The following is a 21449-nucleotide window of genomic DNA, read 5'->3' as shown; positions in this document are numbered from 1 at the left end:
GGTGTCTCCGCATAGGGACTCCCGGAGTGGAGAGAGCCGCTCACCCGGCGCGGAGCCTGTACTCGGACGGCGCGAAGCGCCGATCCGGGTGCGCCGACCTCTCCCGCAAGCGGGAGAGGTGAACACGTCTCAGGCCGTCTTGATCCAGACCGCCTTGACGTTGAGATATTCCTCAAGGTGCTGCTTGCCGGACTCGCGGCCATAGCCGCTCATCTTGTAGCCGCCGAACGGCACCGCCGGGTCCATCGTCTGGTAGCAGTTGACCCAGACCGAGCCGGCACGTAGCGCGCGGGCGACCTGATGCGCCTTGCTGACATTGGTGGTCCAGACGCCACTGCCGAGCCCGAACATCGTGGCATTGGCGCGTTTGATCAGTTCGTCGGTGTCCTTGAAGGCGATCGCGGAGATGACGGGCCCGAAGATCTCCTCCTGCGCGATGCGCATATTATCTTGCACATTGGCGAACACCGTCGGCTGCACGAAATAGCCTTTTGCCAATGGCCCTTCGGTCAGCCGCGCGCCGCCGGCAAGCGCTCTCGCGCCCTCCTTCTGGCCGATCTCGAGATAGCCACTGACACGGTCCATCTGCTGCTGCGACACCAGGGGGCCGATCTGCGTGTTCGGATCGATGCCGTTGCCGACCTGCAGCTTCTTGCCGAATTCAGCGACGCGGCCGACGAACTCGTCATAGATCTTCTGCTCGACAAAGAGGCGCGTACCGGCGCTGCAGATCTGGCCGGAATTGGCGAACACCGCCATTGCCGCGCCCGGCACCGCCTGATCGAGATCGGCATCGGCGAACACGATGTCGGGCGACTTGCCGCCGAGCTCGAGCGAGACGCGCTTGAGGTTGCCGGCCGAGGCCCGCACGATCGCTTGTCCCGTGATATGCGAGCCGGTGAAGGCGACCTTGTCGACGCCGGGGTGTGAGGAGAGCGCCGCGCCCGCAGTCTCGCCATAGCCCGGCACGACGTTGACGACTCCAGGCGGAATGCCGGCTTCCATGCAGAGCTCGGCAAGCCGCAGCGACGTCAGCGGCGCTTCCTCGGCGGGCTTCAGCACCACCGTGCAGCCGGTCGCGATCGCCGGACCGATCTTCCAGACGGTTGCCGCGAGCGGTCCGTTCCAGGGAATGATCGCCCCGACCACGCCGACCGGCTCCTTCAAGGTATAGGAGAAGATCTCGCCCGGCAGCGAGTTCTCGATGGTCTCGCCATGCAGCGCGGTCGCCTGGCCGGCGTAATAGCGCAGCATGCCGAGCACGCGCAGGCGGTTGCCGCGGGTGCGGCTGATCGGCGCGCCCATATCGAGCGTGTCGAGTTCGGAAAGTTCGTCGAAGTTCTTCTCGACGAGATCGGCAAGCTTGAGCAGCATGTTCTGCCGCTCGAACGGCTTGACCTGGCTCCACGGACCCTCGAAGGCGCGGCGCGCCGCAGTCACCGCGCGGTTGATATCTTCCGCATCGCCTTCGGCCACTGTCGCGAGCAATTCGCCGGTCGCGGGATTGTGGGTCTCGAACTTTTTACCGGAGGCGGCATCGACCCATTGGCCGTCGATCAGCATCTTCTTGTAGGAACCGTCTGCATAGGGATGACGCGTGAGCGGAATTGCCTGCGTGACAGCCATGTTTGCACTCCCTTGATGTTGCCTCGAATTTCGAAGGATTCCAAAACCGTTATATGCGGAACTCTACAACGGTGGGGCGAATCCGTAAAGCAGCCGGCTTGATTGCGGGCAGCGCAGCAATGAAAGCCTCCCATGCAGCTTCGTGCATGGCGAGCCCGCCGTGTTAGCCTAGAGAACCCTGCCACATATTTGTCGGAGACAGACCATGCCTCATCCCACCATGTCGCCAGACCATGTCGCCGTGATCACCGGAGGCGCGTCCGGCATCGGGCTCGCTGCCGCCATGCGCTTCGCCGCTTCGGGCATGAAGGTCTGTGTCGCCGATGTCAGTGCGAACAGCCTGAAGGATGCCGCCACAAAACTGTCATCGGTCGCGCCCGGCGGCGCCGACAGCATCATGACCGAAACCGTCGACGTCAGCCGCTTCGAGGATCTCGTCAAGCTGGAAAGCGCGGTCCAGCAGCGGTTCGGCGGCGCCGACGTCCTGATGAACAATGCTGGCATCCAGCCGGGCAGCCAGATGTTCGGTCCGCGCGAGAACTGGCAGCGGATTCTCGGCGTCAATCTGTGGGGCATCATCAACGGCACGCATGCCTTCGTGCCGCGCATGATCGAGCGCGGGCGCGATGGCCTCATCATCAACACCGGTTCCAAGCAGGGCATCACCACGCCGCCGGGCGATCCCGCCTACAACGTATCCAAGGCCGGCGTGAAAGCCTTCACCGAGGCGTTGCAGCATGAATTGCGCAACACGCCCGGCTGCCGCCTCAGCGCGCATCTGCTCATCCCCGGTTTCGTCTTCACGGGCCTGACCGCACGCGGCCGCGCCGAGAAACCGGCCAGCGCCTGGACGGCGGAGCAGACGATCGACTTCATGATCGAGCGGCTGGACGCGGGCGACTTCTACATTCTTTGTCCCGACAATGACGTGCCGCGCCAGCTCGACGAGCGGCGAATCCTCTGGGCGGCCTCCGACATCGTCGAGAACCGTCCCGCGCTCTCGCGCTGGCATCCGGATTATGCGGATGCATTTGCCGCGTTCGTGAAGAACACATGAGTGCGAGCACACGCGATCGTGCGCCGTCTGTAAACTGGAATTTAGAAAGTCTCGCGCGGAGTTGAGCGGCGCGCGCGTCGCGATCTTCCGAATGATCGCCACTTCATCAGTATCGCGGGCTGGGTGCGATTCTGACGGAGTGGTGTGATGTTACGCAAGATGGTTATCGCATTGTTGGCGGCTGCATCGGTTGGTCTTGCGGCGGCGCCAACGGTGGCGTTGGCGCGTGGTGGTGGCGGAGGCGGCGGCCATGGTGGCGGCTTTGGTGGAGGCGGCGGCTTCCACGGCGGCGGTTTTGGCGGCGGCGGTGGCTTCCGCGGTGGTGGATTTGGTGGCGGTGGATTCCATGGCGGCGGATTTGGCGGTGGCGGATTCCATGGCAGCGGATTTGGCGGTGGCGGATTCCATGGCAGCGGATTTGGCGGTGGTGGATTCCATGGCGGCGTCGGTGGATTCCACGGCGGATTTGCCGGCGGAGGCTTCCACAACGGCTTCGGCGGCTTTCATCACGGCTTCGGCGGATTCCATGGTGGCGGCTTCCACGGCCGCGGTTTCCATGGACGGCGCTTCGCCTTCGGCACAGGCTTTGGCCTCGGCCTGTATTCGCCGTATTATTATGACGACTATGCCTACGACTCTCCGTACGGCTACGACTATCCGTATTATGGCTACGGCGATACCTATTACGACAACGGCAATTGCTACGTCACAAACCGTCGTATCCACACCACGCACGGCTGGCGTACGCAGCCGGTGCAGGTCTGCGGCTGATGGCTCGTCGCAAAACCATGAGGCCGGCAATCTCCGCCGGCCTCAAACTTTCTCCGGCGTCAGCGCCAGCAGCCGCCGCACCAATGCGAGCGCGGTCTCAGTAGCGGGGTCGGCTGATGTGACGGGCACGGCGAGCACGATCAGGTCGATCGGATCGTGCGAGAGCACGATCACATGCGTGGCGCTGCTCGCCGTGACCAGCGACAGCACGCGCTCGACCGCGGGGTCATCAGACTGATATCCCCAGGGCGCGTCGGACCGGCGCAGCACCCGCTGTGTCGCGAAGAACTCGCGCAGCAGCAGCGGATCGTAGCTGGCGAGCTCGACCTCGCGGTAGCGCCGGGCATGCTCGAAAATCGGATGCCGCGCCAGTTCGGCGATCAGCTCGTCACGTGTCCTCGCCGGGGACGCCGCAGCCGCATTCAACACCCCCGGCTCCTCCGCCTCGAACACCGCCCGCAGCGTATCCGTCATCAGGGCGATCGTGAGCACGCCTGCGATCGCGACCGCGCAGAAACGCATGATCTGCGCCGCATCGACATCATTGGCGATGAAGGCGGCGGCGATGCCCAGCAGCGCAGCGCTGCCAAGCCGCAAGGCCATTAGCGTCAGCCCGTGACGCCGCGTCTCGGCGCCGCCGCCCGCGATCAGGATCACGGTCACGGTGAGCAGCGCGCCGAGCGCACCGAGCCGGACCGGGATGTCCGGAAACAGCGTGCGGAAATCCGTGATCACGAACGGAATCACGATCAGCGCGCCGGCCGCGAGGCGTCCAATACTGCGGTTTTCGGACGCCATCAACGATGCGCGGTCGCGGCGCGCGAGCAATAAGGCGCAGACGATGAAGCCCGCAAGCTGGAACAGCGACAGCGAGGCGCCATAGGCCGTCGTGAACCGGGCGAGCCCGAGCGCGCCGCCAAGGCCGAGCAGGATGCCGCCGAGCACGGCCAGCATCTTCACCACGCGCGGCGCATGCCGCCGCAGCATGCCCTCGGTCACAACCAGCGCGCCGAGCGGGATCAGCGCCGCCGGAACGAGCGAAAGGCGATCCAGCACGTCGCTGCCGCTCCACCACGCCACACCGCGCACCAGGAACAGGAGCGCGATCACGCCGAGCGCGAACAACAGCCGCCGCGTCAGCGGACTATTCGGGTCGCGCCAGTAGAACGTCATCATTGCCACGCAGAGCCCCATCGCGCCGCAGAGATTGACGATGGAATCGGCGATGATTCCGGGATTCATCAGCGACTGCCTTTCTCGTCGCGAGAACGCGGCCGCAGCGAGCCGAACGCACGCGTATCGTCCATCCAGTAGAAGAACGGCAGCACCAGCCGCTGCAGCGCCAGCATGGCCAAGGTGGCAATCAGCGCCGGCAGCGAGCCTCCCGGCACCTCGCTCATGAGATAGCGCCGGGCGCCGGCCAGATCGATGCGGCCGAGCTGCAGCACGTCATCGCCGCGCACATAGTCGAGCTCGCGGGCGCAGAATTCGTTGTAGATTTCGTTGCGGTGCCTTGGCGCAATCTCGAAGCTCTTCTTCAGCGCATCCGAGCCGCCGGTATAGGCATTGGTGATGACGAATCGTTCATCGTCAAAGCCGGCCTCGGCGCCGACACCGAACACCGCGCGGTGATGCGCCATGATCCCGCGTGCGAGCTGCAGATGCGCAAAACTCCGCCGCGCGCCGGATAGCGGCGACGGATACACATCGGAAAACGTCTCAGAGACCATGCCGACCACCGCGGGCACCTGCGTGACATTGGAAATCCATTTCGGACGCAAGCCGTCGCGCGCGAACAGCACCAGTGCGGTCATGCCGTAGAGCACCCAGGACAGCCCCTGCCCGCGCACATCGGGGTCGATCATGACAAGCCCCAGATGCGTCACCTCGATCGGAGCGCCGTCAAGATCGATCTCCATCACCGACAGTGCATTGAACGCGATCGGCCGTCCGGTTTCCTCCTCGGAGATCAGCGTAACGATGGCGCGCGCCAGACGCTCGGGCTTGCCGGAGAAGATGCCGTAGGTCAGGCTCTGCTGCGGCAGCGTCTTGGCGGCGATGGAGCGCAGCTGCGAGACCAGCGCCTCCAAATCGTCCGGCGGCAGCGAGATGCCCGGACGTTCGACGATCCGCGTGCGCAGCCCCGCATGCGTCCGCAGGGTGAGATCGATATTTGGCTGCGATAACGCCTTGAGCCAGAAGGTGGCGTGGCCGGGCAGGCGCGCCAGTGCAGCGCCGGCCCTGCCAAAACCTTCGCGCAAGCGCGAGGCCGAAATTGCACTCCGAGAAGACGCCATGCCGCCTCCCCGCTATCGGGCTTCACCAATCAACACTCGTGGTGAGATAGCCTCTCATCCAGAGATCGACAGCAGGAAGAACACGCGCCGCGGAAAAGCGTGAAAACGGTTTTTGAACATTTGCCTGCTCCCTGTTATGAGCATTGCTCACCATGTCTTTGTAGCGCCGGCTTGGGCGCGGTTCAATGTGGTTCAATATCGCGGGCAACGCGCAAGAAATTGGTTAGCAGATGTCCAAGGCGCTGGAACGACGAGCTAAGAACCGCGACCGGCTGATCGCGGCGGCAGAGCGCTCGATTGCTGCCAGCGGATTGGCCGGCCTGAAGACGCGCGATCTCGCCAGCGAGATCGGCATCGCCAATGGCGCGGTCTACAACTTGGTCGACGACGTCGACGAACTGATCCTGCGGGTGGGATCGCGTACGCTGACGCGGCTCGACAAAGTCCTCACCGCGGCTGAGCGCGACGGCCCGGCGGATCCGGCCGCCACGTTGGTCCGCATCGCGGTCGCCTATTGCGATTTCGCGGTCGACAATCTCGAGCTATGGCGCGCATTGTTCGAGCACCGGATGGCGCCGGGCAAGTCGGTCCCGGACTGGGCGATCTCCGAGCAGATGGACATGTTCCGCCACATCTACCGCCCGCTCGCCGCGCTCTTTCCCGCCCGCTCGCTCGAGCAGCTCAGCGTCACCGCCCGCAGCCTGTTCTCCGCCGTCCACGGCATGGTCGCACTGGGATTGGAGCACAAGCTGATCGCCGTGCCGATCGAAGCGCTGCGCAGCGAAGTCGCCACCATCGTCCGCGCGATGGTCGAGGGGTTGACGAAGACGGCGAATTCGTAGGGTGGGCAAAGCGCAGCGTGCCCACCATTGCGAGCGGAATCGGTAGTGGTGGGCACGTCGCTGTGCTCCTTAGCCCACCCTACGGCACTACACCTCGACCACGACGTAATTGTCTTCGACGTGCACCGGGAACGTCTCCGCCACGTATGGCCCCTTCTGCAACTCCTCGCCGCTCTCGACCGCAACCGGATAGGAGCGCACTTTCACCCGCTTCGGATCAAACCAGCTCTGGCCGTTGCGCATGTCGAACTCCCAGCCGTGCCACGGGCACCGCAACAATTCGCCGACGCGGTCGCGCTGGTAGACGCCGGGCTCCGGCGAGCTCAGGCGTGCGACGCAGGCCGCCTTCGCCAGCGGCGCGCCCTCGTGCGGGCAGCGGTTCAGCAGCGCGAAGAATTCGCCGTTGACGTGGAACACGACGATGTCGCGGCCCTCGACGCCAACGACCTTGTTGCCGCCGGGCGGGACGTCAGAGGTGCGGGCGACGATGTGACGGGCCATGTTCAGAGCTTGTAGACTGCGCGGGCGTTGGCGTCGAAGATCTTGCGGCGCTCGGTCTCAGTCAGCGGCGTCTTGAACGCGTAGCGCGCGTCGTCATAGTCCCAATGCGGATAGTCCGAGGAGAATAGAAGCCGATCGACGCCGATCCATTCGATCAGGGAGCGCAGATGTTTTGCTTCATCCGGCTCGTCGATCGGCTGGGTCGTGAACCAGAAATGCTCCTTCACATATTCGCTCGGCTTCCGCTTCAGATGCGGCACTTCGCTGCGGAAGCGTTCGAAATGCTGGTCCATCCGCCAGGTCGCAGGCGGGATCCAGCCGAAGCCGCCCTCAATGAACACGATCTTCAATTTGGGAAAGCGCTCCGGCACGCCTTCAAGCACCAGGCTGGTCAATTGCGCCGCGACCGTGTGCGCGTTCGACTGGTGCTCCTCGCAATAATAGGACGGCCAGCCGCCGCCGGTTGGCGCGTGCCCGCCATAGCCGCCGACATGGATGCCGAGCGGCAAGCCTAATTCCTGCGCCCGCGCATAGATCGGCCAGTAGCGGCGGCGGCCGAGCGGCTCGTTGGCGCGCGGCGAGACGTTGATCTGGATGTATTCGCCGGTCTTGGCGCAGCGTTCGATCTCCTCGATCGCAAGCTGCGTGTCGTCCTGCCCGACCAGGATAGACGCCTTCAGGCGGGGATCGCGGTGCGACCAGAACGCGAGCTGCCAGTCATTGATGGCGCGCTGGATCGCGGCGCCGAATTCGAGATTCTGCTGCGAGAAGATGAAGAGGTCGAGCACCTGCAGGATGCCAAACTCGATATCGAGCGGATCGAGATGCTGCCTGCGCATGAAATCGAGGTCGGAGCCCGGCGGGCCGCCGGTCGGCGGCCACGCGTCGCGCCGTGCGATCAGAGGCGAGGAACGCGGATAGGGCGTGGTGCCGATATAGGGCGTGCGCAGATGGCTGCCATAGGTCTTCAAATGCTCCTGCCAGCGCTTCGGCAGGAACGCGTTGAGGTCGCTATGCGCATGGATGCTCGGATGGACATCGCAATCGATGATGCGCAGCCGCGTCGCGGCAGTCTTTTCCTGCTCGAGGATGGGGCGGTCGATGACCTCACTCATGCGATCCTCCTTTGTTGACTTGCTCGCCGACGCCGACTTCACCTCTCCCAGCGGGAGAGGTCGGATCGCATCGCAAGATGCGATCCGGGTGAGGGGTTACGCTCCCTCGTGAGACCTGCGCCCCCTCACCCGGCGCTACGCGCCGACCTCTCCCCGCCGGGGAGAGGTGGGGCACTGTCGATGCGGCGCCAAATCGATCCAATCTCATCACGCGTCGAGTTTCAGCCGCGGAAAGGTTTCGAGCGGGTTGTCGACGCACATCTGCGCGACAAGGCTCTTCGGCAGGTTCGGCGGAATCGGATCGTCGCCGTCGAACTGCCAGTGCGGATAGTCGGAAGCGAACAGGAACATCTTGTCGGAGCCGATCTGCTCGATGATGTCGGCGACGCCTGCCGCATCCGGCGCCGCGTCGAACGGCTGCATGGTGACGCGGACATGGTCGCGGACGATCGCGGCGGGCTCGCGCTCGACCCAGGGCACCTCGACGCGCACGCCGCGCCAGGTCTTGTTGGCGCGCCACATGAAGGCGGGCAGCCAGCTCACGCCCGACTCCATCAGCACCACTCTCAGCTCCGGAAACTTGCCGAATACACCCTCATAGATCAGGCTCAAGACCTGCGCCTGGAAGGCCTGGGCTTCGGCCAGATAATATTCATAGCGGTAGGACGGCCAGCCGATCGAGCTTGGCGCGCCCCGATACTGGCTGCCGGCATGGATCGCGAGCGGCAGCCTGTATTTCTCGGCGGCCTGATAGACCGGCCAGTAATGCCGCCGGCCGAGCAGCATCTCGCCTTGCGCAAGCATCAGGATGGAGACGAAACGGTTGTCGGCCGCACGGCGCTCGATCTCCTCGACCGCCAGATCCGGCGCCTGCATCGGCACCACGATCGAGGCGCGCAGCCGCTTGTCCCGGCCAAGCCATTCCGCGGCGATCCAGTCGTTGATCGCCTTGCAGAAGCCCGCCGCCATATAGGGATCGAACACGGCCTCCGCGCCGTAGACCACGTTGCAGATCGCATGGCTTGCGCCGAGCTGATCGAACGCGCCGCGCTGCACCATGGCAAGGTCGCTGCCCGGTTTGCTGCCGTCGGCCGGCCGCCAGTCGGCGCGGCCGGACAGCGGCATGGACGGCGGGTAGGAATTGAGGTCGAGCCCGTCGATCGCCCGGCTCACCACCTGCTCTTTCCAGTGATCGTCGAGATAGGGCAACAGCGTGGTGCGTGTTCCGCCCACCGCAGGATGGATGTCGCAGTCGATCCGCGTGCCGACCATGGCGTTTCCCGTTGTTTATTCTTGGTATTCGTTCTTGGCGATCTTGGTGTCGCGACGATCAATGTGACGCCTATTCCAGGCTCATGCAAGGCTCTGGCCGCGGGGCCGCTCTGCCCTCACAGCACAGCGACTCAGGAAAGATCACCAACTGGCAAGATTCCCTGTGCTACGCAGGTGGAGGAAAGGTCGATCACCGACCGGGAGGCAGGAACGATGCGCGTTGGACCAGTGGCAGCCCTCACCCTCTTTCTTCTTTCGATCACCGGCGCGAGTGGCGCTTCGGCGGCCTCCGCGTCAGGTTCGCGGGCACTGGCACTCGCCGCCGTGATCGCGCAATACGCGCCGATCGCCGCCGCGCCCAAGCGGGCCATCGCGTCCTTTTTCAAGGGCGACACCAATTTTCCCTATGGCGGAAAGATCTCCGTCATCGCCGACAAGATCATCTGCCGCACTGGCAATGTCGACATCACGTCGCGCTCGTGCGACATCACCTTCAAGATCGCCAAGCGGGCGCTGAAGGGCCGCGAGGCCAATGAGTTGTTTGCAACCATGCTGATGGCAGGCATCCCTGCCGAAGGCACCGCCGGATCGAACATCGCAGGGCTTTCGAAGCTCGACTGCACGCTCGATCCCAAGGTGATCAAGCAGAAGGCGGGCGGCGGCGCCGACTGCGCTTTCGAGCCGGGGAATCAGCCGTAGAGCATGATCCGTCAAAGGTGGAGACCGTTTTCACTCGCGACAAACGCAAAGCGCTTGCGCGGAGATCATACTCAAACAAAGATCATGATCCGATTCCCCCTAGTCGGATCATGGACCAGGGTGCGCAGGAGTCCGCTGTGCCCCTGAGAGCAGCATGATAGCAGACCTCACCAGAGGTCCGAGTTGGGCACAGAAGTGGTCATTCGGGTACGCCACCCATTCCGATCGCATCTTTCACGTCATCGGTTGTGCCGGCGGCTGGACAGTGCCGAGGTTACGCTTGTAGGCGATTTCTTCAGAGCCGTAATCAAATTGTTACGCGAATGCACGAACCCTCGTGCTGGTCAACATCCTAGCTTCCCATCGCCCCCAAGCACGGAGACTGTCATGATCCTCTATTACGCTCCTGGAGGCTGTAGTCTGGCTGATCACATCGCACTGATCGAGACAGGCCTTCCATACAAGCTTGTTAAGGTCGAACGGAGCAAGCGGACCGAGGATGGACGCGACTTCACGATGATAAACCCAAAGGGTTTCATTCCCGCGCTGGAACTCGACGACGGGAGTGTCCTTACCGAAAATCTCGCCATTCTTGTCTACATCGCCCACCAAGCAGGCGCCCTGCTTCCGGGCGACGGTCTCGACCGTTGGCGCGCGCTTGAAGCCACTTCCTTCATGACCACCGAACTCCACGGCAATTTCAGGCCGTTTTTTCACGCTGACGCGACCCAGGCGGAAAGGGACAAGGCACGAAAGTTGCTGGTCAAGCATTTCGCCACGATCGCCGAGCAGCTTGGCGACAGGCCGTTCCTGGTTGGCGATCGAATGACGATCGCAGACCCGTATCTCGTCGTGATGCTGATGTGGGCTGGCAAGAATGAAATCGAAGTGCCGGAGCGGCTCACCGGCTATCTCGCGCAGATGCAGAAGATGCCTTCGGTCGCCAGAGCGCTCGCAGATGAAGGGCTGAGCCTGAACCCTCGGCAGTGGTTCACCGATCAAAGATAGAATGCTGCTTCACTTCGGATGGTCGTGCAGTCAAGCCTTGTAGCGGCGGACGTTGAGCCGCCTCCACCGTGTCCCCGCACGAGCATCGGCTGTATGCTCGCCAACTAATCACATTCTTTCCGAGCTTGCGACGTGTTGCGATAGTTACGGCGATGTCGGAACTTGGCCGGACAAGATCAGGATGTGGATCATGGGTAGGTTACGAGGAATCGGCTCAGGATGGATCGAAGGCGAGTTGAACCTGGACGTTGAGGCGATCCGGAAGCTCGGCGGGGATGGATGGAAGGGGCTGCGCCCTCTTGATGGTCTCGATCGCCTCGGTGTCGAGCAGTCTCTGACCGGAGCTTGTTTTCACCCAAACAGCCAACAGGCGCCCTTTCCGGTCGATCGAAAAGAACGTTTCGACCGTGCCCTGAAGCCTATTGTGGGCCGCCGCGGGATATCGCTGAAATCTTGCGATGTGCTTGAGCAGGCTTTGTTGAAACTTCACCAGCGCGTTGTTCGGCACCGCATTCGTCACGGCCGAAGGGCGTGAGATGCTGGGGATGCTCGGTTCGACAGGCAGCGACGCCTGGTCGGGCGATTTGACCACGGCCTCACCCTTCGCCTCGTCATCCAACTGTTCGGCATTCGGGTTCGAATGGGCGACACTCGCCGTCGTCGCCTGCGAAGCCGCATCGATCGGGATCGGTGTCTGTTCGTGTTGAGGAATCAGGCGCACCTGGACTGTAGATGGCGGTCCTTGATCGAGGGATGATGCGGCCGGCTGTTGAACCTTGATCCAATAGATTCCACCGGCAAACAAAAGCACCGCGAGCGCCGGGATGATGACGAGACGCGCCAATTCCGCGTTGGACCACGCGGTGGGATCTCCTGCAGTGAGCGCAGCCTTTATCTGGTCCGTCTCACGCGCGCGCACCGGACGATCTGAACCGTCTCTCCTCATGTGGCGGGCGCTTTCGCCGTGACAGGCATGAGGTTCGCGATGTCGCAAACGCCAGCGAACAGAACGCCACGGATAAACCACGTATCGAATTGCGGTACGGACATCTCTAGAGAAGGCCAATCAGATCGTTTGGGGCGTGCCGAGCCCCTCAGCCAAGACACAGTGGCTACCTCTATATAAGTTTTGTGACATATCTCTAAAAACGGACTGGCGCCGGATACCAATATGGCCCGCCAGATGAGATCGAACTGCCAGGAGGGCGTCGATCTCACTTCCGCACCTGCGGGCGAACAGGCGGACTGCCCCGGCGCAAACAGTCGCGATCACGCCGGGGCCGCCTCGGCTCTCCCGGCCGACCACGGGGGCTATGGCGCTCGGGTGTGATCGGCGGGAAGTAGCGTCGCAAATAAGCACAACTGTTGCGGGATCGTCAGTGCACTTTGTGCCAGACCGAAGCTAGAAATGTCACGCCTCGCGCGGATATGCGGTTTGTGCCATCCGGCTCAGGCTTTCTTCGCGTCGACAGTTAACCATACGGACATGCGCGCACGCGTTAGGACAGCCGCACTGGTGGAAAGTTGCAGTGCTCCGAGACTTCACTTGCGGATATTTTATCAATTGGAGCGTCCGGTCATGATTGAACGGCGTGCCCTTGAACGTATTCAGTTGAACCAGCCCGCATTGCTGTCCTTTAGCGGGATTTCAGGCGTCCACCCCTGCCTGGTGAGAAATCTCCATATGCGCGGCGCCGGTCTGTACTCGAATTCATTTCACTTCTTCGCCAACGACTTCCTCTTGTCGTTCGACGGCTTCAAAACGAGCACGTACTGCCACGTCGTCTGGAGGCGGGGCTACGAATGCGGCGTCGTGTTTCCTGCAGGATATCTCCACAGCGAGCCCGAGGCCGCATCAGCACCGGTGTGACCGACCGCTGATTCCGAGAAGACGCGGCCCACGCCATGGAGAGCCAACATCGGCGCGCGCGACCAAACCAATTATTGCAGCGATTCCAACGTGATTTGACCTGTCCAGTCAACCTGCGAAAAACATTCCGCTTCCGTCGTCGGGCAAATCAGTGATTTAACTCCGCGCGTCTCACCCGAAATGAGGGGCGGCTCGCGATCGTCACGAACGTGCGGTGAGATGCGGTGGACGCGGGTGTTGCGACTGACGAGCGTGGCTATCCGTGGACGGCGAAGTCGTGTGGTTCTGGCGCCCCGACGCTGGCGCTAAGTTTTTTGCGCAACCAAGTTTGCGCGAGAGATGACGGTGGCAAGAAAGCCCGGTCACCGGGAAGAGCACGAAGTAGGCTGTAAACCACTGCGCAGGGAAAGCCGGTGTTGCTCCGGTTGACCTGTGGTCCTACCCCCGTGCTTTTTGTTGCACGGGGCCCACGGGTGCGACCGGCACCCGGCTTTCCCTGCGCCCTCTATACGATGAGAGGGTGAAAAGTGATGCAAAGCTCGGGCACCGCATGCCGCGAGAACGCGAACGCACATCCGCTGTTTGAATTAGACGTAGGATGGGTAGAGCGCAGCGAAACCCATCACTTGGGCGGCTTGCTCCATCGCGATGGGTTTCGCTGCGCTCTACCCATCCTACTGGACCTGGACCGGAATACTAAATCGTCCGGTCAAGCCAGCGGATGACAGCGGAGAAGCTGTTTGACATTTGAATCGGAAACCCCGCCGCTGCGACAGTCCGTCTACGCTTTCACTTCGTTCAAGCTACGCCGGACGCGCTTCGCCCTTGGCCTGCTCCGCATGGCTGCGCCACGCGGAGCCCAAGGAAAGGAAAAGGTGGCTTGCCGAGCCGTAGCTCGCGGACAAAAGCCCGCCTGTTGGGCTTCGGCGCGGCAGCCTTCTCTCGCTTCGCGAGCGAAGGCTGGTGGGCGCGACAGGGATCGAACCTGTGACCCCTACCATGTCAAGGTAGTGCTCTCCCGCTGAGCTACGCGCCCGAAAATCGGCTGGGTCGGGTCCCTATAACGGACCCCAGGCGGGCAGGCAAGGATGCTTGAGGCGAATCTTGGCCGCGGCTCAGGCCGCCAGCATCTTGTTCACTTCGCTGACCAATTCGCGCAGGTGGACGGGCTTTGCCAGCACCTTGGCGTTCTTCGGCGCCTCCGAATCGGAGTTCAGGGCGACGGCCGCGAAACCGGTGATGAACATGATCTTGATGTCGGGATCGAGTTCCGAGGCACGGCGGGCGAGCTCGATGCCATCCATCTCGGGCATCACGATGTCGGTGAGCAGCATCTCGAACGGCTCCTCGCGCAGCCGCTGATAGGCCGACATGCCGTTGTCATGCGGGGAGACCTGGAATCCGGCGTTTTCGAGCGCCTTGACCAGGAAGCGGCGCATGTCGTTGTCGTCTTCGGCGAGGAGAATTTTGGGCATGGCGTTGATTTCGTCGAATCCCGGCTGGGGAGGATCGGTCCGCACACTAAGCCCGACAGACGGTAAATTTCGAGTGAAAGATGACCGGGCGCCGCCGACGCGATGGTTAGTTTAGTTGTGGACCGGAACGGCACGCGAATCAATCACGTCGGGCGTTTCCCGTTCTTAAGAGGCATTCCAGTCCAGCTCACAATTTTTTTTCGCTTGGCAGAAGGGGTGCGATTATCGACAATGCGCGCACACAAAACCTCCGTTTTTCCGGCAGAATCGTGCTGGAAGCCCCAGCGGAATTGAAGGGACGGCGCCGGACGATGAGCACGCCTGTCGGTGAATTGTCGCCTCCGTTCGAGATCGTCGAGCCCGTCAATTGGCGGGCGCCGATCATCTTCAACTCACCGCATTCGGGCTCGGTCTATCCGGCCGAATTCCTGAACGCCTCCAGGATCGACCTGGCTTCGCTCAGGCGCTCGGAAGATTCGTTCATGGACGAGTTGATCGAAGGCTTGAGCGAGCGCGGCTTTCCGGTCGTGCGGGTGCACTTCCCGCGCTCCTATGTCGACGTCAACCGGGAGCCGTATGAGCTCGATCCGCGCATGTTCACAGGCCGGCTTCCGAGCTTTGCCAATACGCGCTCGATGCGGGTCGCCGGCGGGCTTGGCACGATCCCGCGCGTCGTCGGCGACGGCCAGGAGATCTATCGCGACCGGCTCAATGTCGACGAGGCGCTGTCGCGGATCGAGGCGCTGTACAAGCCCTATCACCGGGCGCTGCGCCGGCTGATCAACAAGGCGCACCAGGCATTCGGAACCGCCGTCGTGATCGACTGCCACTCGATGCCGTCGATCGGGGTGTCCAGGGACGAGCCGCGGCGGTCCGACATCGTGATCGGCGACCGCTACGGCACCAGCTGCGCGCCGGTACTCCCCGATGTGGTCGAGGACGCCATGAGCGGGCTTGGCTACTCGATCGGCCGCAACAAGCCCTATGCCGGCGGCTTCATCACCGAGCATTACGGCAACCCGGCGAGCGGGCTGCACACTGTTCAGCTCGAGCTCAACCGCGCGGTCTACATGGATGAGCGCCGGCGCGAGCGCGGGCCGCGCTTTGCGCAGGTGGTGGCCGATTTCGCGGCTCTGGCGGAGGCCCTAGCGGAAGTTCCGCTCGGCGACCTCGGTCCGTTCCAGGCGGCGGCGGAGTAGCCGTTCAACGTCATTTCGGGACGAGTGCCCTGAATGACAGCGAGAACCACAAAAGAAAAAAGGGCCGCTTGAATGAACAAGCGGCCCAAGTCTAGGGAGGAAACGCCCAAGGAGGGCAGCGATAGCGCGAGGCGCTACCGCACCGCAACAATATGCGGCCGCGCCGCACAAAACGCAAGCGGTTTTAGATTCATTTCCCATGCAATATCCGCAGGGCTTGCAGACCCGCAACACAGGGCTAAAGTCGAATTTTGTCGTTTTCTTTCAACATCTTCATGAAGAAATGAACCAATAATGCCATCCTTAAGCTGCAGCCTCCCGATTTCGTGATGCACCTAGTACCAAAATTCATAGCGGCACCGGGACAGCATCGCGGCATTCAAAATGCCAGCGACGAGCCTCCTCAATGTCGGTGCGGATCACCCCGGATTGAGCTAGGCAATAGCGTTAAATTGCCAGTTCGCATCGCGCTTTAAGGAACAGCCGTGCCGGTCATCGATTTCACTGCCTTCATCGGCCGCCTCGCGACCGCCGCCGGCGAAACCATCCTGCCGTTCTTCCGCACCTCGCTCTCCGTCGACAACAAGAGCGTCAATGATTTCGATCCCGTGACCGAGGCCGACCGCGTAGCGGAAGCGGTGATGCGGCGGTTGATCAAGGCCAACTTCCCCCAGCACGGCATCATCGGCGAAGAATTCGGCAATGAGTGCGAAGACGCCGAATATGTCTGGGTGCTCGATCCGATCGACGGCACCAAGTCGTTCATCGGCGGCTTCCCGATCTGGGGCACGCTGATCGCGCTCCTGCACAAGGGCACGCCGGTGTTCGGCATGATGCATCAGCCCTATATCGGCGAGCGGTTCTCCGGCGACAACGGCTCAGCCCATTATTCCGGTCCGTCCGGCGAGCGGCGGCTGTCGGTCAGGCGCTGCGCGTCGCTGAGCGAGGCGACGGCCTACACCACCAGTCCGCTGCTGATGAACGCCACCGACCGGGCGTGCTTTGCGCGGATCGAGAGCGCCACCAAGCTCACGCGCTATGGCGGCGACTGCTACTCCTACTGCATGCTTGGGGCCGGCCATCTCGACCTCGTGGTCGAGACCGAGCTGAAGCCGTATGACATCGCGGCCCTGATCCCGATCGTCACCGGCGCGGGCGGCATCGTCACGACCTGGGAAGGCAAGCCGGCGCAGAGCGGCGGCCGCATCATCGCGGCCGGCGACCCGCGCGTGCATGAGGCGGCGATGAAGCTGCTCAATGGTTGAGCGAGCAGCCCATCACGGCGCGCCCTTGCGAAGATAGTCGACGAGCAGCTTCGCCGGGCGCGGCAGCGCCTTGAAGCTGCGGGCGCAGATGGTGAGTTTCCGGTCGGCCCAGGAGTCGCGGAGCCGGATCGTCGCGATCGGCATCGACCGGGCGCAGCGCCGGGCAGCCGTTTCCGGGATCACGGCGATGCCGACATCGGCCGCGACCATCTGGCAGATCGCGTCGAAATCGCGCAGGCGCGCCCGGAACCGCAGGCGGGCGCCCAGCCGGGCGGCGTGCTTTGCGATGTGGGCCTGCAGCGCGGTAGAGGCGGTCAGCCCGACGAAGTCGTAGCCGGTCACGTCCTGGAAATCGATCTGGCGCCGGCCTGCGAGATCACTGCGGCGCGAGGCCACCAGCGTCAGGCGGTCTTCGCTGAACAGGAAGCGCTCGACGCTTTCGGGCAGGGCGTGCTCGGCAGCGAAGCCGAGATCCGCGGCCCCGGTCGCGATCGCGGCCGCGATGTCGGCGCTCTCTCGCTCCTCGACGTCGACATTGATGTCGGGGTGCTCGCGCAGGAAGGCCGCTAGCGCCCGCGGCAGATGTTCGGACAGGCCCGATGTGTTGGCGAGCAACAGTACGCTCGCCCTGACGCCGCTGGCATAGGCGGCAAGGTCGCCGCGCAGCGCCTCGACATTGTGGATCACGATCCGCGCGTGGTCGAGCAGGCTTTCGCCGGCGGCGGTCAATTCGACACCGCGGCGGCCGCGCTTGAGCAGCGACACGCCGAGCGCAGCCTCCAATCCCTTGATACGTTCGCTGGCGGACGCCAGCGCCAGGTGAACGCGGGAAGCGCCATTGGTGATGCTGCGCGTCTCCGCCACCGCGATGAAGAGCTGCAGATCGACCAGGTCGAAGCGCATATCGGGCTCCATTTACCTTCGGAAGAGCCGAAGGCACTCTCCGTAATCTCCAGATTGTGCCGCTCCCGCCGATCGGTCAATCTGCAGACATGTTCGACTCGATGCTGATCCTGATCGCCTTCGCCTTCCTGCTTGCCGGTTTTGTCAAGGGAACGCTGGGGCTTGGCCTGCCGACGGTTTCAATGGGACTGCTGGCGGTGACGATGCCGCCTGCGCAGGCGATCTCGATCGTGATCGTGCCGGCGATCGTCACCAACGTCTGGCAGACCTTCGTCGGCCCTTATCTGCGCGACATCATCAAGCGGCTATGGCCACTGATGATCGGCACCGTGGTCGGCATCTGGCTGAACCGCGGGCTGCTGACCGGGCCTTATGCGCCGTATGGCACCGTGGTGCTCGGTCTCCTGCTCATCATCTATGCGGTCGTTGGCCTCAGCCGCGTCAGCTTCAAGGTCGCTCGCCGCGACGAGAAATGGATCGGCGGCATCGTCGGCCTCGTGACCGGGGTGATCTCGGCGGCAACCGGCGTGCAGGTGATCCCCTCGATGCCCTTCATGCAGGCGATCGGCATGGAGAAGGATGAGTTGGTGCAGGCGCTCGGCGTGTTCTTCACGACGGCCACTATCGCTCTCGCCTTCAATCTTACCGCCGCCGGCGTATTGACCGCGGCGACTGCGCTGCCCGGCGCGGTGGCGATGGCGGCGTCGTTCATCGGCATGTTCATCGGGCAGGCGGTGCGGTCACGGCTGCAGCCGGAGGCATTCCGCCGCTGGTTCCTGATCGCGATGATCCTGCTCGGGCTCTATCTCGCTGGCAGCGCGCTGGTGAAGATCCATGGCTAAGTTTTAGCGCGCCTCCAGCATCGCGACACGGAAGCCAAGATAGACGAACAGCCCGCCGAGCGTGCGGTTGATCCAGGCGATCACGCCGCTGGAGCGACGGATCCGCCTCGCCGCCCGCGCTGCAAAGGCCGCCACACCGAGACACCACAGCGTGCCGTTGAAGACGAAGATTGCGCCGAGCAGCAGGAACGCGACGGTCTTGTGCGGCGAATCAGCGGCCACGAACTGCGGCAGGAAAGCGAGGAAGAACAACGCCACCTTCGGATTGAGCGCATTGGTCAGCGCGCCCTGCCAGAAGACCCGGTGCAGCGTCGGCGCGTCACCCTGAAGGGCGACATCCGCGGTCGGACGCTGGCGTGACAGCAGCATCTGGACACCCGTGAACAGGAGATAGGCTGCGCCAACCCATTTGAGGACGGCAAAGGCCAGTGAGGAGGTCATCAGCAGCGCTGAAAGCCCTATCGCCGCCCCAAGGACATGAAAAAGGCAGCCGCAGCTAATACCGATCGCGGCCGCCGCCCCGCCGCGCCATCCGAGCTGCAGGCTCCTGCCGATGATATAGGCGGTGTCCGGCCCCGGCGTGACGTTAAGCAGCAGCCCCGAAAGAATGAAGAGCCATAGTTCGTGAATTCCGAGCATCGTCGTGGTCTCTCGCGCGATCGTTGGCCGACTGACAGGGACAGCCGTGCCGCATTGTTCCGCTACATAAAAATCGTGCAGCTAACATTTCCGAGGCGATCCGCTGCCAATTCCGGAACGTTTGCATTACTATGATCTCCGGTTCGGGCTTCCGCCAGGCACATCTTGCTTTATAAGAAAAATGGAACGGTCGGCCGCGCCCTCGGCAGTCATCGACCGATTCCGGAGTACAGACACGGTTATGGAGAGACGGCTAGCTGCCATAGTCTGCGCCGATGTCGCCGGCTACTCGCGGATGATGGGTGCCGACGAAGCGGGCACGCATGCCGCCTTCAAAGCCCATCGAACCGCGATCCATCCAATCATCCTCAATCATGGCGGCCGTATCGTAAAGAACACCGGCGACGGCTTCCTGCTGGAATTTCCGAGCATCGTCGGAGCCCTGGAGGCCGCCATCGAGATGCAGATGCTGATGGCGGAACGTAACAACCAGCTTCCCGCCGACCGTGTCATGCAGTTCCGGATAGGCGTTCACATGGGCGATGTGATGGCCGACGAGGACGAACTGTTCGGGGATGATGTCAACATCGCCGTCCGGCTTGAGACGGTTTCCCCGCCAGGCGGGCTGGCCGCTTCGGCCAAGGCGTATCAGGAGGCCGGCAAGCACCTCAAAGCAACCCTGGTCAATTCCGGTAGCCATCGCTTCAAGAACATCGCAGACCCGGTGGAGGTCTTCACCTGGGAGCCGGGCGGCTCGGAGGCGCGTGAGCGTCAGCCACGGGATTCGTCGAGCCTGCCGGGGCAGTGTCGGACCGCGATCGTCGGTGTGCTTCCCTTCGCCAACTTGAGCGACTCCAGCGACGAATATTTTTCCGATGGATTAACCGAAGACCTGATCCACGCGCTCTCGCTACAGTCCTTCTATCGGGTGCTGAGCCGCAACTCGACATTCTCTTTCAAGGGCAAGAATGTGAGCACCCGCCTGATCGCGCGCGAGATCGATGCGACCTACCTGATCCAGGGCTCGGTGCGGCGGGCCGGCAGCAAGGTCCGGGTGACGGCCGAGTTGGTCGCGCCTGAGAACGGCGAGCAATTGTGGACCGGCCGCTATGACCGCGACATGGGCGACCTGTTTGCGATGCAGGACGAGATCACGACCAGTCTCTCCGCGGCGATCGCCACCGAGATATTCCGCGCGGAGGCGTCCGCACCTGCCCGCATTTCCAACGATGTCACGGCGTGGGATCGCTTCCTGAAAGGGCTCTCCTATTACTATCGGCACACCAAGCAGGACTACGAGGCTTCCATCGCGCTGTTCAAGGAAGCGATCGCACTCGATCCGACGCTTTCGATCGCGCATGCCTATCTCGCGACGATCCAGGTGCAGAGCATCCAGTTTGGCTGGATCAAGCGCACGCGCGAACTGTGGACGTCGATAGTCGGCCTTGCCGAGGCCAGCGTTCGGCTCGATCCGCGCTCATCCTTCGCCTTTCAGATCCTGTCCTATGTGCGTTCGGTAGAGGGACACTACGAAGCGGCCATGGATGCCGCGAACCGCGCCGTGGCGCTCAACCCATACGATATGGGTGCACGCGGCGTCCTTGGATATGTTCACCTCGTGAGCGGCGAGCATCGCCAGGCCATCGAGCTCTTTTCCATGGGGGCGCAGCGCGCCAACAGTGACCCGCGGTACCAGTGGGCGGCCTTGAACGCGTTCAGCCATTACCTCCTGGGACAATACGACGCGACGCTGTCCTGGGCGCGCGAGCAGCTCTACATCAATCCGAACCATATGCCGGCGCTGGCGATCCGCGCAGCCGCGCTGGCCCAATTGGGACGGACCAAAGAGGCGGCGGACGCAACCAGCGTTCTGATGTCCAACTATCCGACTTTCACCGTCGATCGGCATTTGAGGAATTTCCATTGGAAACAGCCGGCCGATATCGAGCACTATCGTGAGGGTCTCTTGAAGGCCGGCATACCGCTCGCCCGGCTGACCCTTGTCGAAACCCGGAAGCTTGCCGCCGAATCGTGAACGATCGTGCAATCCAGCACGGCACCTCCGATC

At 62.9% G+C, this 21449-nt stretch carries 20 protein-coding genes and 1 tRNA gene; 10 read left to right on the top strand and 11 right to left on the bottom strand.

What is annotated here, in order from left to right:
* Positions 1-129 precede the first annotated feature (129 nt).
* On the bottom strand, positions 130-1626 hold the full coding sequence (locus tag J6497_RS27870) for an aldehyde dehydrogenase family protein (protein WP_225707471.1): 1497 nt from the start codon (positions 1624-1626) through the stop codon (positions 130-132).
* A 205-nt stretch (positions 1627-1831) separates the two neighbouring features.
* Between J6497_RS27870 and J6497_RS27865 the strand changes: the two genes are divergently transcribed.
* Entirely contained in the window at positions 1832-2683 is an 852-nt protein-coding gene (locus J6497_RS27865; protein ID WP_225707470.1) for an SDR family NAD(P)-dependent oxidoreductase, read from the top strand.
* 147 nt (positions 2684-2830) lie between these two features.
* On the top strand, positions 2831-3454 hold the full coding sequence (locus tag J6497_RS27860) for a hypothetical protein (RefSeq protein ID WP_225707469.1): 624 nt from the start codon (positions 2831-2833) through the stop codon (positions 3452-3454).
* Between the two features lie 42 nt (positions 3455-3496).
* On the opposite strand, the gene J6497_RS27855 is transcribed toward J6497_RS27860, so the two are convergent.
* Positions 3497-4696 (bottom strand): hypothetical protein, encoded by a 1200-nt coding sequence (locus J6497_RS27855; RefSeq protein ID WP_225707468.1) that lies wholly within the window; start codon positions 4694-4696, stop codon positions 3497-3499.
* Entirely contained in the window at positions 4696-5751 is a 1056-nt protein-coding gene (locus J6497_RS27850) for a hypothetical protein (protein ID WP_225707467.1), read from the bottom strand. The genes J6497_RS27855 and J6497_RS27850 overlap by 1 nt, the downstream gene beginning before the upstream one ends.
* Positions 5752-5981: 230 nt before the next feature.
* Between J6497_RS27850 and J6497_RS27845 the strand changes: the two genes are divergently transcribed.
* Positions 5982-6593, top strand: coding sequence for a TetR/AcrR family transcriptional regulator (locus tag J6497_RS27845; RefSeq protein WP_225707466.1), 612 nt, complete (start codon positions 5982-5984; stop codon positions 6591-6593).
* Positions 6594-6680: 87 nt separating this feature from the next.
* Here J6497_RS27845 and J6497_RS27840 read toward each other — a convergent pair whose 3' ends face one another.
* From J6497_RS27840 to J6497_RS27830, 3 genes are all read right to left on the bottom strand, one after another.
* Positions 6681-7094 (bottom strand): Rieske (2Fe-2S) protein, encoded by a 414-nt coding sequence (locus tag J6497_RS27840; RefSeq protein ID WP_225707465.1) that lies wholly within the window; start codon positions 7092-7094, stop codon positions 6681-6683.
* Positions 7095-7096: 2 nt separating this feature from the next.
* Positions 7097-8209, bottom strand: coding sequence for an amidohydrolase family protein (locus J6497_RS27835; protein ID WP_225707464.1), 1113 nt, complete (start codon positions 8207-8209; stop codon positions 7097-7099).
* A gap of 207 nt (positions 8210-8416) precedes the next feature.
* Positions 8417-9481: an amidohydrolase family protein gene (locus J6497_RS27830; protein ID WP_225707463.1), complete on the bottom strand. Its 1065-nt coding sequence runs from the start codon at positions 9479-9481 to the stop codon at positions 8417-8419.
* A gap of 213 nt (positions 9482-9694) precedes the next feature.
* On the opposite strand from J6497_RS27830, the gene J6497_RS27825 reads away from it, so the two are divergent.
* The gene (locus tag J6497_RS27825; RefSeq protein WP_225707462.1) at positions 9695-10180 is read left to right on the top strand and encodes a hypothetical protein; all 486 of its coding nucleotides are present in this window, start codon (positions 9695-9697) and stop codon (positions 10178-10180) included.
* Between the two features lie 183 nt (positions 10181-10363).
* A complete protein-coding gene (locus J6497_RS27820) occupies positions 10364-11188 on the top strand; it encodes a glutathione S-transferase C-terminal domain-containing protein (RefSeq protein ID WP_312010373.1) in 825 nt (274 codons plus the stop codon).
* 214 nt (positions 11189-11402) lie between these two features.
* On the opposite strand, the gene J6497_RS27815 is transcribed toward J6497_RS27820, so the two are convergent.
* On the bottom strand, positions 11403-12107 hold the full coding sequence (locus J6497_RS27815; RefSeq protein ID WP_225707461.1) for an energy transducer TonB family protein: 705 nt from the start codon (positions 12105-12107) through the stop codon (positions 11403-11405).
* 660 nt (positions 12108-12767) lie between these two features.
* Here J6497_RS27815 and J6497_RS27810 point away from each other — a divergent pair.
* Positions 12768-13058, top strand: coding sequence for a PilZ domain-containing protein (locus tag J6497_RS27810; RefSeq protein ID WP_225707460.1), 291 nt, complete (start codon positions 12768-12770; stop codon positions 13056-13058).
* A 961-nt stretch (positions 13059-14019) separates the two neighbouring features.
* Here the strand turns inward: J6497_RS27810 and J6497_RS27805 are convergent.
* Together J6497_RS27805 and cpdR are read right to left on the bottom strand one after the other, a co-directional pair.
* Positions 14020-14094: transfer RNA gene (locus J6497_RS27805), tRNA-Val, on the bottom strand.
* 79 nt (positions 14095-14173) lie between these two features.
* On the bottom strand, positions 14174-14533 hold the full coding sequence (gene cpdR / locus J6497_RS27800; protein WP_027583737.1) for a cell cycle two-component system response regulator CpdR: 360 nt from the start codon (positions 14531-14533) through the stop codon (positions 14174-14176).
* A 311-nt stretch (positions 14534-14844) separates the two neighbouring features.
* On the opposite strand from cpdR, the gene J6497_RS27795 reads away from it, so the two are divergent.
* Together J6497_RS27795 and hisN are read left to right on the top strand one after the other, a co-directional pair.
* Positions 14845-15732 (top strand): N-formylglutamate amidohydrolase, encoded by an 888-nt coding sequence (locus J6497_RS27795; protein ID WP_225707459.1) that lies wholly within the window; start codon positions 14845-14847, stop codon positions 15730-15732.
* A 485-nt stretch (positions 15733-16217) separates the two neighbouring features.
* Positions 16218-16997, top strand: coding sequence for a histidinol-phosphatase (gene hisN / locus J6497_RS27790; RefSeq protein WP_225707458.1), 780 nt, complete (start codon positions 16218-16220; stop codon positions 16995-16997).
* Between the two features lie 12 nt (positions 16998-17009).
* Here the strand turns inward: hisN and J6497_RS27785 are convergent, their stop codons facing one another.
* Positions 17010-17900 (bottom strand): LysR substrate-binding domain-containing protein, encoded by an 891-nt coding sequence (locus J6497_RS27785; protein ID WP_225707457.1) that lies wholly within the window; start codon positions 17898-17900, stop codon positions 17010-17012.
* Positions 17901-17989: 89 nt separating this feature from the next.
* Here J6497_RS27785 and J6497_RS27780 point away from each other — a divergent pair, with 89 nt between their 5' ends.
* Positions 17990-18742, top strand: coding sequence for a sulfite exporter TauE/SafE family protein (locus J6497_RS27780; RefSeq protein WP_225707456.1), 753 nt, complete (start codon positions 17990-17992; stop codon positions 18740-18742).
* A gap of 3 nt (positions 18743-18745) precedes the next feature.
* Here the strand turns inward: J6497_RS27780 and J6497_RS27775 are convergent, their stop codons facing one another.
* Positions 18746-19381, bottom strand: a complete 636-nt coding sequence (locus J6497_RS27775) for a LysE family translocator (RefSeq protein ID WP_225707455.1) — start codon at positions 19379-19381, stop codon at positions 18746-18748.
* A 241-nt stretch (positions 19382-19622) separates the two neighbouring features.
* On the opposite strand from J6497_RS27775, the gene J6497_RS27770 reads away from it, so the two are divergent.
* The gene (locus tag J6497_RS27770; protein WP_225707454.1) at positions 19623-21416 is read left to right on the top strand and encodes an adenylate/guanylate cyclase domain-containing protein; all 1794 of its coding nucleotides are present in this window, start codon (positions 19623-19625) and stop codon (positions 21414-21416) included.
* Positions 21417-21449 lie beyond the last annotated feature (33 nt).

Source organism: Bradyrhizobium cenepequi, assembly GCF_020329485.1.
GTDB classification, from domain to species: domain Bacteria; phylum Pseudomonadota; class Alphaproteobacteria; order Rhizobiales; family Xanthobacteraceae; genus Bradyrhizobium; species Bradyrhizobium cenepequi.
This window is presented reverse-complemented; position numbering and strand designations above follow the sequence as displayed.